Here is a 16,109-nt window from a genome sequence, read left to right on the forward strand (position 1 = left end):
GGCCAGGTGATTCCTCACCTGGCCACAATATTGGAAACTGAGAACGTGTCAGAGTTCTAAGAACAAACCCGTCACATCACGGCCGTACCCATCGGGCTCAAAATCCCTCCCGCAAGCAAAAGCCCGATAACGATTGCGATCACAATTCGGTAAATGACGAACGGCTGGTAAGACTTGGTTGAAACGAGCTTCAAGAACCAAACAATAACCGCGTAGCCAACACCAAACGCAATAAGTGTGGCGACAACCGTTGGCCCCACATCCACACTGTTGCCACCCACAGCTACCCTGTAAACCTTATATAACCCGGACGCAAACACTGCCGGCATGGCAAGCAGAAACGAGTAGCGAGCGGCTGCCTCGCGCGTATATCCCAACAAACGACCCATCGTGATCGTTCCGCCCGAACGCGATACGCCCGGAATTAGTGCCAGTGCCTGCGCAAAACCATACAAAATCGCATCCGACCACCGCATCTTGTCGAGCGTCATTCGTTGTGGCATCCACTTATCGGCCGCGCCAAGGAACAGGGCAAACACGGCGAGCATCGTCACCGTGATCCACAGGTTTCGAAACGAGGTATCAATCCAGTCCTCTAAAAGCAGGCCGAGAACCGCGATTGGGATTGAACCCACAATAATCATCCAGCCCAAACGGACATCCGAATCCCGGGCTGAAATACGGTGCTCCGCACCAACCCATGGCATAGAACCAAACCACTTTCTGATGATGCGGACAATGTCCTTCCAAAAGAAAATTAATACAGCTGTTTCCGTGCCAAGCTGAGTTATAGCAGTAAAGGCTGCTCCTGGATCATCCATGCCCAGTAATTCGCCCACTATACGCAAATGCGCCGATGAAGAGACGGGCAAGAACTCCGTAAGCCCCTGCACCAGTCCTAAAATGATTGCTTCAAGCCAGTTCATAGTTTCAAACACTATCTTTTAACAACGTGCGCTACTGTATGAGACATGCGACATCGACTAGGTAACACAGGCTTGAAAGTATCCCCCGTCGGAATCGGCACACTCACCTGGGGGCGCGATACCACAGTCAACGAAGCTGAAAGCATCTGGAATACCGCGGTTGAAGCAGGTATAAACCTAATCGATACCTCACCCACATTCGGAGAAGGCAAGGCCGAATCCACAGTTGGAACCGTACTTGAATCCACCGGCACTGCGCGTGATGACGTAGTCATTGTTACCAAAGGCGGCTACGTTACCTCCGACAGTCGGTTGCACTACTCCGGCTCGAAGAGCGCAATTCTTAGTTCAATCGACCGCTCGCTTGAGGCATTGAAAACCGACTACATCGACGTTTTTCTCATTGCGCGGCCCGACTCTGAAACGCCTTTCGAGGAAAGCCTCGAAGCACTGAGTATGGCGCTGCGCTCCGGAGCAATCCGCTACATCGGAGTGTCCAACTTCAGCGCGTGGGATACGGCCAAAATACACTTCCTTGCCAAAGAATTTGGCACAAAGCTCGCCTCTGTCAGCGCAGAATACTCACTGCTACAACGCGGAGTAGAACGAGAACTTCTGCCCGGCCTGCGCAGAGATAACATCGGGTTTATCGCCTGGTCAGCACTCGCGCGCGGCGTTCTCACCGGAAAATACCGTCACACCACTCCACCAGATTCACGTGCGGCCTCGCCAATTCTCTCCGGGTTCGTGCAGCCCTACCTCAGCAATGAATACAGCGCGATAGCCGAAGCTGTCCTGGCCGCCGCCTCCGGTCTCGACGTATCTGCAACCACCGTGGCGCTCGCATGGATTACAGGCCAACCCGGTGTAACCACCGCTCTCGTTGGCCCGCGCAGCGAACTCCAAGCAAAACAAATAGCTGAGGGAATGCAGTTTGCACTCCCCCAGCCAATCGTTGATGCACTTAACGAAGTATCTACGATAAAGCGCAGCTACCCCGAAACAGAAGGGATCTAATCGTCCTCGTCATCTAGATCAACAAAATCTAGATCATCCTCATCAGACGTATCGTCTTCGTCATCGTAATAGTCGTCGAAATCGTCATCGTCGTCATCAAAATCTGAATCGACAATGTCAAACGGCAAATCGACCCCGTAGTTGTTAAACAACACGTCGTCATACGTAAAGAAAGCATCGCGCAGGCGCGCCTCGGCGGCCTCAACAATGCTGGAGTCGGCCATATCGGCCGCGCGCGCAGCCTGAGCGTGCGCTTCAAACGCTGCGATAAGACGATTCAATGCGTCTGTCGGATTCATACCCATGCTTATACTCTACAGGCCTCGACGAGAAAGAATAGCCTTAGCCGAAGCTTCGTGACCGATCAATTCTCGGAATGATTCGCGCGGATCACGCGACGAACCACGCGACAAAATCGCGTCCGTGATCTGGCGACCTGCCTGACGGTTCAAACCACTGTCGTCATCAATAGCGGCCACGTTGCGGAACCAGTTCTCACACTCAGCGACCAAGGCCTCCGCCCACATGTACGAGTAGTAGCCCGCGTCGTAACCCACCGTGAAAGCATGCGGGAAATAAGTAGAACGATAGCGCGGTGGAATCGAATCAGAAGCAACACCAGCCTTTTCAAGCGCCTCGGCCTCAAACTGAGCAACGTCCTCATCTTCGCTAATTTCGCAGGAATACCAGGCCTGATCCAGTAGCGCTGAGGCGCAGAACTCTGCGGTTGCGTGAGCCTGCCCGAAAGTCTTCGAATCACGAAGCTGCGTGCGCATCTGCTCTGGCATGACCTCACCGGTCTCGAAGTGACGCGCGAAGTTCTCGATAACCGTCGGGTTGTACGCCCACATCTCATTCAACTGACTCGGAAGCTCCACAAAATCACGCGGTACAGCCGTGCCTGCAGTCGAAGAGTAGCGAGTCTTTGACAAGAAACCGTGCAGGGCGTGGCCGAACTCGTGGAACAGAGTCTCAACCTCATCCCACACCAGGAACTTCGGACCATCCTCCACCGGCTCAAAATTCGCGCAGTTGATAATAATCGACTCGTAGTCGGTGGCTGAGTAACCCTGCACCAGTGAATCCATCCAAGCACCGCCACTCTTACCTGCACGGGTAAACGGATCGATCAGGAAGATACCGAGGGACTTACCGACCTCATCCTCAATCTCGTAAACGCGCATCGAAGGGTCCCAACCGGATAGGTCGGTGCGCCGCTTTGCGCTCACGCCGTAAATCTTGTTTGCCGCGAAGAACACGCCGTTTTCTAGCACGTTCCACATCTCCAAATAAGGCTTCAGTGCATGCGCGGACAAACCGAGAACGTCAGCCTTCTGCTTCTCCTGATAGTAGAGCCAATCCGAAGCCGCAAAGTGCTCCAAGCCGTCGGCCTGTGCGCGGCGGGTAAGTTCCACTTCATCGACCTTGGAGGCCGCAACAGCCGCCTTTGATACATCGGAGAGCAATTTGTAAACCGCCTCCGTGGAAGGCGCCATTTCCGTCTCCAGGACAACCTCGGCATGATTGTTGAAACCTAGAAGCTTAGCTCGCGTATTACGTTGCCTCGCCATCTCGGTCACAATGCCGCGCGTGTCAAACTCGCCGCCAAAGCCTCGCTCCATCGACTTCGCCAACAGTTGTGCTCGAGCCTTCGGATCATCCAACTGGGTAAGCGCAAGCTGGTTCGTGAAATTATTCAGCGTGTATTCCCTGCCGGCAACAGTCACAGGCGTTGCCAGCATCTTCGAGACAATCTGACCGTACCTTGTTGCAAGCTGCGAGATCGTCAGATCGGCTTCTTCAAGCGCCTTGCGTCCATTCGCGTCAAGGTCAATACCGCCGAGCCTAAACTCCTTGATTTGCTCACTGACCATGTAAGCCGACTCTGCGTCCAGGTCCTGCTTCGAGAGCTCTACGAACCTCGCGTACAGCGCCTCATTGGTCATCAACCACGTCTGGAGCTTGGTCAGCGGCTCATCGAGCTTTTCTTCCAAAGCGTCAAACTCCGGGCCTCCAACCGCGCTAATAAGCGTGTACACGGGGCCAATCGCACAGTCGAACTCAAATTCCGCCTCATCAAACGGGATTAAAAAGCCTTCGATCGAAGCGGGTGCATCCTCCAACGCGCCTATCTCAGCGCGATATGCGGCGATAGCTTCAAACGCTACCCGCTCACACTCAGCGGCGTTGTACTTGCTGAAATCAGGAAGCACCTTTTCGATATTGCTCATTTATCATCTTCACTTTCTAGCCCGAGAACCCGGGCGATATTCGGATTGAAGAAGCCTGGGCCCTTCAAGACCTTCCCATCTTCACGGTAAATCGGCTTACCATCAGCGCCTAACTTGGACATATTCGAGGCCTGCACTTCGCGCAGCACCTCATCGAGGTCAATGCCGCATTCCAAGGCCATACCGTAGGCAACATACACAAGGTCAGCCAAAGCATCGGCGACCTCAATCGTGTCGCGCGTGCCATCATCTGCCTCGCGTGCGGCGGCCACTGCCCGTCCAATGATCTGGCCCGCCTCACCGCCGTACAGGGCGGTAGTTAGCTCCGTGAATTCTTCGGACACCAGGCTCATGCGCATATGTACGCGCTGTGTATCAGCAGTCGGCTTCTCGCCAAGCTTCACGGGCAGGCCGTAAACCTCATGGAACTGGCGCACCAGAGCTTGCGGGCGTCGCGGATCATAGGGGCGCTTGGCAGGAGGTAGATCGCAATGATCAGAAAAATCAAAATAGTGCGGGAGGTTGGGATCACATGCCGGCTCCATTGAATCACCGCGCAGGAGGCTCGCCGCCCACATATCAACCACGCGGCCGTTTCGTTCCCGTACGTGCCGATTCACACCCTCGAAAACAAAACCAAGCTTCCACGCCAGCCTCCACGAAGCGTCATTACCCACGTGCGCATGCCACACGATCTTATCGACGCCAGGTGTTTCAAATACGTGTTGGATCGCTAACCGCGTTGCCTCGGAAATATAACCCTTCCCGCGCCCCGCCTCACTAGCCCAGTAGCCAAGCTTCAGCGAGCGTTGTGACTCATCGAAATCCTCAAGTCCAACACAACCCACCAGATCAGAATCGGCCCACACCAGCCACGTCGCATTAGGTTCCTCCAGTTGCCTGGAAGCATTAATCCACCACTTTGCATCCTCTAGGGAATACGGTTGCGGAACCGTGGTGTACTTCGCGATAAGCGGATCATCTAAAACCTCTACCAACCGTCCTGCGTCAGCGGGTTGAGGCCTGCGCAATACAACCTTTTTACCTTTTAAAACGTTCATCTCTACTCTCCCACCGGACTATCTGGGTTCGCGTGATTCCAAGCCGCCTTCAAAGCGTTCTCAAACGCGACGCGCGGCTGGGCTCCCTCCATCATCAACGCCTTATCGAAAATGAATACCGGCACCGCGCCGATGCCCATTTGCACACCAATCTGGAAATCAGAGAATACCTCTCCCGCGCTCTCTTGCGATTCGAGCGTGGCCAGAACGCGGTCTCCTGGAATATCAAAATCACGAGCGATTGCGATTAAAGACTCCGGGTTAGACACGTCCATGCCCAGCTGGAAGCGACCGCGCTGCAGCGCCTCATGCACCTTCAGCTCCAAAGTGTCACTACCAACCGTCGTGTCGCGCTCCATGTCGATCTCACGGGCCAAACCAACCAGACGGTGCGCAGACGTTGTGGGAGCAACCTTCACGCCCTCCCAATCAATATCAATGCCGTCCTTGCGGGCAAGCTCTGTAAGTGAAGACAGAACCTGATCAACTTCCGCCCGGGACACTCCCTTCGTGCGCGCTAAATTATCAGGCTCAGACTCGTCCAGCGTCTGATCCAGCTCCGGCTGCAACAGGTAGGCATGCAGGCGTACAGAGACTTCCTCCTTGCGCTCGAAGGTAGAAAGGGCTTGCCGCAAATGCCGCACCCCTAAGTAACACCAGGGGCATGCGATATCTGTCCAAACGTCGATGTGCATACACAAAACCTTCTAGCTAGATACAGGGCCGCCCTCCTGCCTTGCACCTGGTCATGCTACAAGAGCAACGCGTGGGCAGAACGGGAAAAACACCCGTCAGGCACCCCCAATAATACCCGGGCAGGCCGTTCCCGCGATATACAAGCGGGCTCCCCGAAAGCCAGGGCGTAAACGAACCTAACTCTCGGGGAGCGTTAGCGCTTAAGGCTAGTCCTCTACCAGCACAATGCGAAGGTTGCGGGGCCCGTGCACGCCATCCACGCGAACGAGCTCAATATCTGACGTCGCCGAAGGGCCCGCAATCCACGTGGTAGGGCGCGTTGGATTCTGCGCCAGCACAGCTACAGCCTCGGGTAGCGTGGCTTTAATCGCATCAGCGCGAAGCACGATCACGTGCGTGTCCGGCACGAGGGTGATAGCACGGCGACCCTGATCTGCGGTGCCGTCCAGAATGATGGTCCCCGAGTTAGCCACTGCTACTCGCGAGGCGGTCACCACCGCATCAGTCTTATCCAGCTCGTCATTTGTGAGGGCTGGATCATCCACCCTCACCTCACGGCCATCTCGACCAGCTGCTTCCGTCCACTCTTTAGGAAGACCAGCCGGAACCACAACGCTGCTCGTATCGGCAAGGAACTTTGCAATCGCGTCCTCGATACCGTCTGTATTTACGCGCTTAACCTGCGCCGTGTAGTCGATGAGGGCGTCTACCATCTCGTCAACTACCTCAGAGCGCGGAGCATCACTACCGAAACGGTAATCGCGCGGGATTTGCGGAGCATTAATGCTGCCTGCGGCGCGGATACGCCTAAAGATCTCACTTTTTGCGTTCACTTGCCTTCTCCTTCATTCTTACCTTCGGCCTCCCACCAGTCTCTAAACGACTGCGATGGTGGTGCAGGCACGTCACGGGTACGAGTCCAATCCTTCACAACCGGGAATGGGAGGAAGCCAATCTTGCGATCGGGTCCGGCCACAACGCGACCAGAGTTAGCAATCTTTCCGCCCATCTCCATGCCCTTACCTGAGGACATGACCTTCGAGCTGACCTTCATTGCGACATCCCACTTATCAGGCATACCGCCGCGGTTAGCTTCGGTGTACTTGTGGCGCAAATGCACCAAAATGTCGGGAATGTTGATCTTCACAGGACAAACATCAAAGCAAGCGCCGCACAGTGATGATGCAAACGGCAAGGATGCAGCCGGATCCCTGCGGTCCGTCGCGTTAAGTAGCTGCGGCGTCAAGATGGCACCAATCGGACCGGGATAAACTGAATTGTAAGCGTGTCCACCAGTGACTCGGTACACGGGGCAAATATTCATGCACGCCGCGCAACGAATGCACTTAAGGGCTTCGCGGCCAACCTCGTCTTGAAGCACATTTGTGCGGCCGTTATCCATCAAGATGATGTGGAATTCCTGTGGGCCATCGCCTTCCGTCACACCGGTCCAGAATGAGGTGTAGGGATTCATGCGCTCACCGGTAGCCGAACGTGGAAGCAGCTGGGAGATCACCTCAATGTCTTGGTAGGTGGGAACGAGCTTCTCGATACCCATCACCGTCACCAGTGTCTCCGGCAAAGTCAGGCACATGCGGCCGTTGCCCTCGGATTCGTAGATCGCAACCGTTCCGGTCTCGGCAACGCCAATATTCGCACCCGAAATGGCGACCTTGGCCGAGAGGAACTTCTTGCGAAGATGTGCACGAGCAGCCATTGCGAGCACGCGCGGCTCATTCGTGAGGTTGTCTGGCACATTCTCCATCCGCTTTTCGAAGATGGCTTTCACTTCAGCACGGTTGCGGTGAATAGCGGGCACAACTACGTGAGACGGCATATCTTCAGATAGCTGCACGATCATTTCCGCCAGGTCCGTTTCCCACGCCTGAATACCTCTTTCGCCCAGGTACTCATTCAGATTAATCTCCTGAGTGGCCATGGACTTAACCTTGACAACCTCGTCAACCTGCTTCGCCTTAACGATCTCGTACACGATCTGATTCGCTTCAGCAGCGTCACGGGCCCAGTGCACGATACCTCCGCGGGCCGTTACGTTCTTTTCAAATTCTTCGAGCAGATCCGTCCAGTTTGCAGCCACGTTGCGCTTGATATTGGAGGCCGATTCGCGCAAATCCTCCCAATCAGGCATCTCCGAAACGCGCACATTTCGCTTGGCGCGGATCTTTCCAGTTGCATAACCAAGATTGCGACGCATTTGCGTATTGCGCAGCGTCTCCTTCGATCCCTCAGTAAAGCTCTTACCCCAACGCAATGGATCCTGCGGCAAAGGATGTCCCGGTACCCAGCCGAGCTCCTGCTCTTCAATATCATTCTTAGACCATTCAGCCGGGTTCAGACCCAACTTCGACCCAAGCTGTTCAATCTTGTCAAACATTTAGGCACCTACCTTCGTGTTCGTTGCGGGAGCAATCCACGGATCCTCCTGGCTACCGGCGAGAACTTCCGCAAGATGCATGGCGCGAATACCTGAACGGGTTCGAGAAAGTCCACCGGCGATATTCATCAGGCACGAGTAATCTCCGGCAACGAGAATCTCTGCGCCGGTGGATTTGATGTTGCTCATTTTGTCAGCAAGCATTGCGGACGAAACCTCCGGGCTCTTGACCGAGAAAGTTCCTCCAAAGCCACAGCAAACATCGGCTTCAGGTAGCGGAATGTACTCAATACCCTCAACTGCCTTGAGCAGTTGGAGTGGGCGATCCCCCACCTTGGTAATCCGTAGCGAGTGGCACGTTGAATGATAGGTGACGCGGTGCGGGAAGTACGCGCCCACATCAGTGGTGCCCAGCACGTCTACGAGGAGCTCAGTCAAATCATACGTGCGTTCAGCAATCTGTTCAGCCTTGCGCGCTAAACCTTCATGGCCCAACTCGCGCGCCACCATTGCCTGTTGGTGACGAATGGAACCAGTGCAAGACGAAGATGGAACAACAATCGCATCCCACGTCCCGTCAAGAACGGGGGCAAACGTGCGAACGTGGTTTTCAATAAGAGGCAAAGCCTCCGGGTAGTAGCCCGTATTGATATGCATCTGCCCACAGCACGCCTGGTCCTGGGGGAAGACCACTTGATGCCCAAGACGCCTCAGCAAATGAACCGTTGCCTGCGCCGCCTGCGGGAACATGGCGTCGTTAATGCAGGTTGCGAAGATCGCGACTTTCATTAAGGATTCCTTTCTTTTAACTTGCGATAAGGAATCCGAGGATTCCATTGGAAGCGAGAACAGTAATAAGACCTAGGAGTACCAGCAGGCCCAACGAGTAAGGAGCGGCCTTTCTCAAAATCTCAGACTCAGAGCCCTCCGACTTCACAGCACCGGCAGCGATGGCAAGGTTTTGTGGTGAAACAATCTTGCCGATTCCTCCGCCTACCTCGTTTACGCCCAAGAGAAGACGAGCGGGGAGGTCAGCGGTTTGCGCGGCGGTTGCCTGCAGATTACCAAACAGCGCGCCAGCCGAGGTGGCCGAGCCGGTGACAGCCGTGCCGATACCACCGAGGAACGGGGATAGGAACGCGAAAGCAACTCCTGTGGCTGCAAGCCATGCGCCGATTGCTACGGTCTGGCCCGAGAAATTCATTACGTAAGCCAAAGCCATCACCAGGCAGATGGTCAATATTGCGATGCGCAGGTTATGGACCGTTGATAGCAACGTCCTCATCCCCTGTTTGAATGGCAGGTCAAAACGTCCGCCCGATGTCCTGCGCGAGTACACGAATGCAACCACCACTCCGGTAAGTAGCAACATGGTGCCCGGCGAGGAAAGCCACGGGAGGGTGAACGTTACAGACGCATTGGGTTGACCGTCCATTCCTAGCACGCCGGACAAGCCAGGCCATGTGAACTTGATGTCGGTTGCACTGAGCGTCGCTGGAATGTCCACGCCTAACTTCCACAGCTTTGCCACCGCGAAAACGATTACCACCAGCCAGTACGGCAACAGGCCAAGCGCGACTCGTGAACCAGACAGAGATTCAGCCGGCTGCGGCGAGCGGAACTCTTCCGGCGTTGCCGGCGTCCAGAAGCGAAGCAGTAGCGCCAGAAGCGCGAATGAAAGTAGAGAGCCTACAACGGCAGCTAACTCGTAGGAGAGGAAGTTGGACGTCAGATACACGCCCGTTCCCATACCGACCCAGGCGACCAAAGCGGCCAGCCACCCTTCTTTAATTCCACGCCAGCCATCCAAGATGAATAGCATTAAGAATGGAACAACGCTGAGAAGAATAGGGGTAATACGCCCCATCGTTGCGCCTACCAAGGCGGCGTCGTCGCCGCCCAGCTTGCCAACCGTTGTCACCGGAATAGCCATGGCCCCAAAACCGACGTTGAGGGCGTTGCCCACCATCACCGCAATTGCCGCGCGGATGGGATGCAGCCCCAGTGCCCACATCATCGTACACGCGATCGCCACCGGAGCGCCGAATCCCGCCAGCCCCTCGAGCAAGCCACAAAAGGCGTATCCGATAAGTAAGCCTTGGATACGCATATCTCCCTTACCAACGGCAGAAAAGACTGCCTGCACATCCTTTGCGCGCCCCGAGCGATCTGTCAGGTTATAGAGCCACACTGCCATCACAACTATGTAAATGATTGGTATGAGGCCAAATGCTGCGCCCTCGACAGCTGACATGCCCGTCATGGAAAGAGGCATGTTGAACCCAAGAATACTCACCAATAGAGCGATTATTAGCGCACCAGCGGCGCACCAGTGGGTGGGTAACGAAAAAGCTCCCAGGGCAACAAAAAAGAAAACAAGTGGGAGGAGGCTGACCAGGGCAGTTATGGTCAGCGACCCACCGACCGCAGTTATAGACGGGATGAAAGTTTCCGTCAGTGGTATAAGCATTGAGTGAAACCTCGTTGTTGACCAAAGTTGCGTCTTAACTTATCTGACATTGGAGTTTTCTCAGAAACCGCCCCATCGAACCGCCGAAAATGCGCTAAATAGCAACGAGAGGGGCGGTAAATACAAACGTAGCTGTCAGGCGATTTTCAAACCGCTGGCGTTCCCAAAAGCAAGATTTCGTTAAAAGTGCCTCTATCTAACCGGTTAGTGCGGTTGCCTTTGCCGACATCGCCAAGGGAGAAGGAAAAGGTCGGGCAATCATTCGCAGTGAATGATTGCCCGACCTTTTTCTAGGTTGGAGGGAATTAGCCCTTCGTGCGGCGTACCCTCACCATCACGGTGCCCGCTGCTGCAAGAGCTAGGACAGTCAACGCAAGTGAAGTGGTAGCCGTTCCTGTGGCCGCTAGCGACTTGCCACCGTTTGCCTTGTTAGCCGAATCCTTCTCATTCTTCGGCTTTAGCACCGAGCCGGATTCACCCGGCTCGCTCGGAGCGGTTGCAGCGTCCAATGCGGCCTGAGCTTTGCGGACAGCTTCCTTCGCTTCCTTCACCTTGGCTAAAGCGTCCTCGTAGGCCTGCGCTGGAGCCACCAGCTCGTCACGAGCCGCCTCTGCTGCTTCCAAAGCCTCGGTTGCGGCTTGCAGCGCTTCTTCAGCGTCCTTAACCGCCTGAGCTGCAGCCTCTGCAGCTCCTTCAGCTTCTGCCAAAGCCGTCTTCGCGTCAGCAACAGCATCTGCAGCCTCATCCGCCTTCTTCTGCGCAGCCTCAGCTTTCTCCCTCAAATCATTGAGTTCGGTGGTTGCGGCAGCCAGTGCGGCCTGAGCTTCTTCAAGAGCGGACTGAGCAGCCTCGATAGCGTTATTAGCCTTCTCAGCTTCCTCCTCCGCAGCAGTCACCGCGGCATCCTTTTGGGCCTTATCAGCCTGGGCCTCCTCGAGAGCCTTCTGCGCGTCATCGCTCTTTTGCGAAGCATCCTCAGCGGCCTGCTTTGCCGCTTCTGCCTGCGCGGCCAGCTCGTTGAGCGTCTTGTTTGCAGCGTCCAGGTTCTCCTGGGCTTGGTCACGCTCCGCTGTAGCTGCCGCACAAGCCTCGTTGGCCGCGGCCTTGGCATCCCGCAGAGCCTTCTGCGCCTTCTCGACATTCGAAGTAGCCTCATTCAGCGCGTTCTGCGCATTCTGAAGTTCTTTCTTGCCGTTCTCGAGATACTTTTCATACTCGCTAATCAACGCACTGTACTCCGCAGTGGTGTACGACGGAGCCTGCGGATCTGTGTACTTGTGGGAAGTAAGATCAAAAACCTGACCGTGGGCGATACCGTGCTTCGTGCCCGGTTTATTAACAATGCTAAAGCCGGTAAGGAGATAGTTCTCACTGAGTAGGTTCGTGTAATGGCCTGTTGAATTGCCTTGTGCGTCAGTCTTGGGACCGACGGGAGCTTCGAGATATAGCTTCTTTTCCTTGGTGTACCAACCATCATAGGGGTCGGAATATCCCCACGAAAGGTTCTCAGCGCCGATTACCTCTGCCCTGTGACCGATAAGAGAGTTTGACGCATTAGTCTGAAGCTGCGATCCCGCCATCAGCAGTGAACTGATCTTAAACTCGGTGCGACCGGGGAAGATATCGTCGTTACGACGGAGCTCGTTACCTCGATCTATGTGTGGGAGCGTTGCCTTGAGATTCTTCAAGGTTGTCGCATCGCCCGTCTTATTTAGCTCCGTCTTAGAGAAGAAAGGACCATGCGCATCAACCGTCTGACTGATGTCGTGTGACCTACCCCTTGCGTCGGTGTATTTGCCAGTAGTTAGAAGTTCAAAGGCGCGCGTGGCATCCGGGTCATTCTTTTCAGCTCCAAGCCAGCGGAAGAATCCCGCAGTTCCCTGCTGCTCATCCTTGAGTACCTGTTCGGCATTCTTCTGCGCGGCGTCAACAGCCTGCTGCTTCTCGGCTTGCACGGTACGCGCCTCGTCGAGTTTTTGCTGCGCTGCCTTTACCGCAGGATCATTTTCCACAGGAGCGCATGCCTCATCGAGCTTGGTTTCAGCTGCCTGGAGGGCACCCTCAGCCTGATTCACAGCCTGCTGGGCATCATCGCGTTGCTTCTGTGCCTCCTGCTGCTTAGCGGCAGCTTCATCAGCGGCCTTCTTAACGGCATCGGCTTTGGCCTTAGCGTCGTCAACAGCTACCTGAGCTGCTGCGGCATCCTTCTTAGCGTTATCAGCCTTGGCCTTAGCATCCTCCGCGTTTTTCTTTGCGGAATCCAAAGCCGCCTGCTTGGCGTCAACATCTGCTTTCAACGCCGCAATTATTTCATCACTTGCCTGCTCGGCGAGGGCATCATCGTACGCCTTTTTCGCGGCGTCACGCTCAGAAGCAGCTTTTTCTGCCGCAACAGTTTTGCTATCGAGATCATTCTTGGCCGCTTCTTGCTTCTGGGTAGCCTCGTCAAGCGTGCTCTTGGCATTTGCCAAAGCTTCCTCAGCGGCTTGAACGGCAGCCTGCGCGGCGTCAACGTCCTCCTGTGCCGCCGCGAGTTTAGCCGGAGCCTCCGCGTCTTGCGCTGCAAGCTCTTCTTCTGCCTGCTTGAGCGCCTCCTGCGCCTGAGCTAAGTCATTTTCCAGCTGAACCACTTCAGCGGTCTTCGCATCCGTATTAGGAGCAGACTCTACTGGAGCAGCCACAGCAATACCACCAAATGTCAAACCGCCGATCAGCATGCCGGAAGTAACGGCAACTGCAAGGCGCTTGGTCATCTTCACTGTTCTTCCCCTTCGGAAATATCTGCAACAACACAGTGCTGCAGGGCAGCTTAATGCGCATAACCTTGTGTTATGGGACATAGTCCTTGCAAGAACCCTGCACGCAAGGCATCTCGAGAACTCTCCACCATGCTAACAGAGGCAGATACAGCAATACGTGTCCCCGCACAAATTGAGACACGTCGCATTAGAATCGCCTCAAATGCTCCCGAAATTCCAGGTTGCAAGCGATAACGACCACGCCAGCGTATACAAAAGTGAGGCAACCTTTCGGCTACCTCACCATCTGTGCGCGAAGCGGGACTTGAACCCGCACTCCCGAATAAGTGGGAACTAGCACCTCAAGCTAGCGCGTCTACCAATTCCGCCACCCGCGCATCGGGGCTCATTAGAGCAACGAGGAAAACTCTAGCATGAGATCCACATGTGGTGTCAAATCACCGCCTCGCCCGCAAAATAGTGCCTTTTCGCGCCTCGCGGCAGCCCTTATAACCGAAGCATCAAGCTTAGATAGGGTTAAAACATGAAAACCAATATCGTACTTTTTGACTTCGACGGAACGATCGTGGACTCCGCCCCGATCATCATGCAAGCAGTAGCGGACACACTAGACGAGCTGGGCCTGCCGCCACAGTCAAATGAGCAGCTGCGCGCCTGGGTTGGTCCTCCCCTGTTTCACTCCTTCCGCGACTTCGCGAGGGTAGACCCCGCCCACATCGACGACGCCATCGCCACCTACCGCCGTTACTATCGTCAAACCATGTATGACGCCCCTTTCTTTCCCGGCGTTCTCGAAGCCATTCAAGAACTACATCAACTTGGCTTCCCCCTTGCCATTGCAACTTCAAAAACCGAGACCATGGCAAAGCCCATAGCAACCCATGCCGGCCTTGATTCCTACTTCAAACACGTCGTCGGTTCCACCAATGACTCCGCCCATCAATCCAAAGCGGCAGTCATCGCAGATGCACTAAACCTCCTAGAAGCTGACGGTTACAATCGCGAAGGTGCCATCATGATTGGCGATCGAATCCACGACGTTGAAGGTGCGCGCGCCAACAACCTCGACGTAATCGGCGTCCTGTGGGGAGGGACCGACCAGAGCGAATTCGAAACCGCGTCCGCAGCGGTTGCCACACCGGCGCAGCTAGTTGAAACAATCACCGAACGGGCCAAGAAATAACTATCAAAACGAACTAGGCTGAAACCGTGAACAAAGACGAAGACAGTGGCAAAATCAGGCGACTAGCATACAGAGCCGGAGCAACCGCCCGCTCAATCATGTCGCGCAGCACCGATGCAAAACACGTCGGAATACCGTCAGAGACGCCGCGACCTCTCTCCCAAGAGGCCCTGCCGCGCCAACACCGCAGAAACAAAATGCGTGGATCATCGAGAGGCATTCCCCCTCGATTCTCGAAAGCTCACGCTCGTGTACACTCAGACGACATTCCCACCTGGCTACGCAAAGCCGGCACTTCCGCGTGGATGATCCTCGGTGTCTTAGTCATCGTAGCGCTCATCGTGTGGAGCCTATCCGAAGTAGCCGCCGTTGTAGTCGCAATCTTCGTTGCGCTCGTAGTCACCTCGATCCTGAATCCCATCGTCACCTGGCTCGAACGTTACATGCCCAGATGGCTAAGCGAAATAATCGCCCTGTTGGGTAGCACCGCCGTTTTTGGTGGCCTCATCTTCTACGTCGTCACATCCGTTGCCGGACAGTGGAACTCACTTAGCAAACAGTTTGGCAACGGTATCGATCAGATTATCGAATTTGTAAGAACCGGGCCGTGGGCCGTAGACCTCACCTCCGATGAGATCTACAACTGGATCAACCAAACCATTGAGCAAGCACGCAACTACATCGAAACCAACGCGGGCCAAATACTCCAAGGAGCACTTTCAAACCTTGGATCGGTAGCAATCGGATTCACAATCATGGCGCTCGCGCTGTTCGCCACGATCTTCTTCCTCTACTCCGGCAAGAGCATGTGGATCTGGTTCCTCAACCGCTTGCCTGCAAGGCACCGCGAATCCACACACAAAGCCGTAGCCGCCGGGTGGTACACGTTCTCCGGCTACGCTCGCGGCATCATGATGGTTGCACTAACCAACGGCATATTCGCGTTCGTATACCTTACGATTCTCGGCATCCCGCTTTCGGCACCGCTCGGAGTACTGGTATTCATCGGGTCATTCATTCCCCTCATCGGAGCGCCCACCGCCATGGGCATAGCCATGATCGTGGCTCTTGCGTCTAAGGGTGTTTGGATGATGATCGCCGTTGGCATTGGCATCGCCCTCATCGGACAGTTTGAAGGGCACGTGCTCCAACCACTCATCATGGGCGCACAAGTCTCGCTCCACCCAGTGGTTGTGGGTATCGGCGTCACCGCGGGAACCCTACTCGCCGGCATCTTCGGCGCGGTACTCTCCATTCCGCTAATCGCGTCCGCCTGGGCCATCTACCAACAGCTGCATGAGGAAGACCCACCCCTTGAAGGGGATCTTCCAAGTCCAAAAGAAATCGTTGAAGGACCATCTGTAAGCTGAT

13 protein-coding genes and 1 tRNA gene are annotated in these 16,109 nt (G+C 55.2%); 3 read left to right on the forward strand and 11 right to left on the reverse strand.

Features of this window, described 5'->3' with window-relative positions; genetic code table 11:
- Window positions 1–71: 71 nt before the first annotated feature.
- Window positions 72–926, reverse strand: a complete 855-nt coding sequence (locus BQ7114_RS02775) for an undecaprenyl-diphosphate phosphatase (RefSeq protein ID WP_072341655.1) — start codon at window positions 924–926, stop codon at window positions 72–74.
- 45 nt (window positions 927–971) lie between these two features.
- Here BQ7114_RS02775 and BQ7114_RS02780 point away from each other — a divergent pair, with 45 nt between their 5' ends.
- On the forward strand, window positions 972–1,943 hold the full coding sequence (locus BQ7114_RS02780) for an aldo/keto reductase (protein ID WP_072341658.1): 972 nt from the start codon (window positions 972–974) through the stop codon (window positions 1,941–1,943).
- Here the strand turns inward: BQ7114_RS02780 and BQ7114_RS02785 are convergent.
- The 10 genes from BQ7114_RS02785 to BQ7114_RS02830 all read right to left on the reverse strand — a co-directional run bounded on the left by BQ7114_RS02785 (window position 1,940) and on the right by BQ7114_RS02830 (window position 13,932).
- The gene (locus BQ7114_RS02785) at window positions 1,940–2,248 is read right to left on the reverse strand and encodes a hypothetical protein (protein WP_072341661.1); all 309 of its coding nucleotides are present in this window, start codon (window positions 2,246–2,248) and stop codon (window positions 1,940–1,942) included. The genes BQ7114_RS02780 and BQ7114_RS02785 overlap by 4 nt on opposite strands.
- 9 nt (window positions 2,249–2,257) lie before the next feature.
- On the reverse strand, window positions 2,258–4,174 hold the full coding sequence (locus tag BQ7114_RS02790; RefSeq protein ID WP_072341664.1) for a M3 family metallopeptidase: 1,917 nt from the start codon (window positions 4,172–4,174) through the stop codon (window positions 2,258–2,260).
- On the reverse strand, window positions 4,171–5,235 hold the full coding sequence (locus BQ7114_RS02795; protein WP_072341667.1) for a GNAT family N-acetyltransferase: 1,065 nt from the start codon (window positions 5,233–5,235) through the stop codon (window positions 4,171–4,173). The genes BQ7114_RS02790 and BQ7114_RS02795 overlap by 4 nt, the downstream gene beginning before the upstream one ends.
- A gap of 2 nt (window positions 5,236–5,237) precedes the next feature.
- Window positions 5,238–5,930 carry a DsbA family oxidoreductase gene (locus BQ7114_RS02800; protein WP_072341670.1) on the reverse strand — a complete coding sequence of 231 codons (693 nt, stop codon included), beginning with the start codon at window positions 5,928–5,930 and terminating at the stop codon, window positions 5,238–5,240.
- 207 nt (window positions 5,931–6,137) lie between these two features.
- On the reverse strand, window positions 6,138–6,764 hold the full coding sequence (locus BQ7114_RS02805; RefSeq protein ID WP_072341673.1) for a LutC/YkgG family protein: 627 nt from the start codon (window positions 6,762–6,764) through the stop codon (window positions 6,138–6,140).
- Window positions 6,761–8,326: a LutB/LldF family L-lactate oxidation iron-sulfur protein gene (locus BQ7114_RS02810; RefSeq protein WP_072341676.1), complete on the reverse strand. Its 1,566-nt coding sequence runs from the start codon at window positions 8,324–8,326 to the stop codon at window positions 6,761–6,763. Before BQ7114_RS02810 ends, BQ7114_RS02805 begins: the two co-directional genes overlap by 4 nt.
- On the reverse strand, window positions 8,327–9,115 hold the full coding sequence (locus BQ7114_RS02815; RefSeq protein WP_072341679.1) for a (Fe-S)-binding protein: 789 nt from the start codon (window positions 9,113–9,115) through the stop codon (window positions 8,327–8,329).
- A gap of 16 nt (window positions 9,116–9,131) precedes the next feature.
- Complete coding sequence (locus BQ7114_RS02820; RefSeq protein ID WP_072341682.1) at window positions 9,132–10,796, reverse strand: L-lactate permease; 1,665 nt, start codon at window positions 10,794–10,796, stop codon at window positions 9,132–9,134.
- Window positions 10,797–11,101: 305 nt separating this feature from the next.
- Entirely contained in the window at window positions 11,102–13,555 is a 2,454-nt protein-coding gene (locus BQ7114_RS02825) for a hypothetical protein (protein ID WP_072341685.1), read from the reverse strand.
- Between the two features lie 289 nt (window positions 13,556–13,844).
- Window positions 13,845–13,932, reverse strand: a tRNA-Leu gene (locus BQ7114_RS02830).
- A 146-nt stretch (window positions 13,933–14,078) separates the two neighbouring features.
- Here BQ7114_RS02830 and BQ7114_RS02835 point away from each other — a divergent pair.
- Window positions 14,079–14,738 carry an HAD hydrolase-like protein gene (locus BQ7114_RS02835; protein WP_072341688.1) on the forward strand — a complete coding sequence of 220 codons (660 nt, stop codon included), beginning with the start codon at window positions 14,079–14,081 and terminating at the stop codon, window positions 14,736–14,738.
- A gap of 197 nt (window positions 14,739–14,935) precedes the next feature.
- Window positions 14,936–16,108: an AI-2E family transporter gene (locus BQ7114_RS02840; RefSeq protein ID WP_230205949.1), complete on the forward strand. Its 1,173-nt coding sequence runs from the start codon at window positions 14,936–14,938 to the stop codon at window positions 16,106–16,108.
- The last annotated feature ends 1 nt before the right edge of the window (window position 16,109 follow it).

Source organism: Actinomyces urinae, assembly GCF_900119695.1.
GTDB lineage: Bacteria > Actinomycetota > Actinomycetes > Actinomycetales > Actinomycetaceae > Gleimia > Gleimia urinae.

Coding starts and splice junctions, on each gene's coding strand:
- BQ7114_RS02775 (WP_072341655.1), bottom strand. CDS start 926: ATGAACTGGCTTGAAGCAATCATTTTAGGACTGGTGCAGGGGCTTACG.
- BQ7114_RS02780 (WP_072341658.1), top strand. CDS start 972: ATGCGACATCGACTAGGTAACACAGGCTTGAAAGTATCCCCCGTCGGA.
- BQ7114_RS02785 (WP_072341661.1), bottom strand. CDS start 2,248: ATGGGTATGAATCCGACAGACGCATTGAATCGTCTTATCGCAGCGTTT.
- BQ7114_RS02790 (WP_072341664.1), bottom strand. CDS start 4,174: ATGAGCAATATCGAAAAGGTGCTTCCTGATTTCAGCAAGTACAACGCC.
- BQ7114_RS02795 (WP_072341667.1), bottom strand. CDS start 5,235: ATGAACGTTTTAAAAGGTAAAAAGGTTGTATTGCGCAGGCCTCAACCC.
- BQ7114_RS02800 (WP_072341670.1), bottom strand. CDS start 5,930: ATGCACATCGACGTTTGGACAGATATCGCATGCCCCTGGTGTTACTTA.
- BQ7114_RS02810 (WP_072341676.1), bottom strand. CDS start 8,326: ATGTTTGACAAGATTGAACAGCTTGGGTCGAAGTTGGGTCTGAACCCG.
- BQ7114_RS02815 (WP_072341679.1), bottom strand. CDS start 9,115: ATGAAAGTCGCGATCTTCGCAACCTGCATTAACGACGCCATGTTCCCG.
- BQ7114_RS02820 (WP_072341682.1), bottom strand. CDS start 10,796: ATGCTTATACCACTGACGGAAACTTTCATCCCGTCTATAACTGCGGTC.
- BQ7114_RS02835 (WP_072341688.1), top strand. CDS start 14,079: ATGAAAACCAATATCGTACTTTTTGACTTCGACGGAACGATCGTGGAC.
- BQ7114_RS02840 (WP_230205949.1), top strand. CDS start 14,936: ATGCGTGGATCATCGAGAGGCATTCCCCCTCGATTCTCGAAAGCTCAC.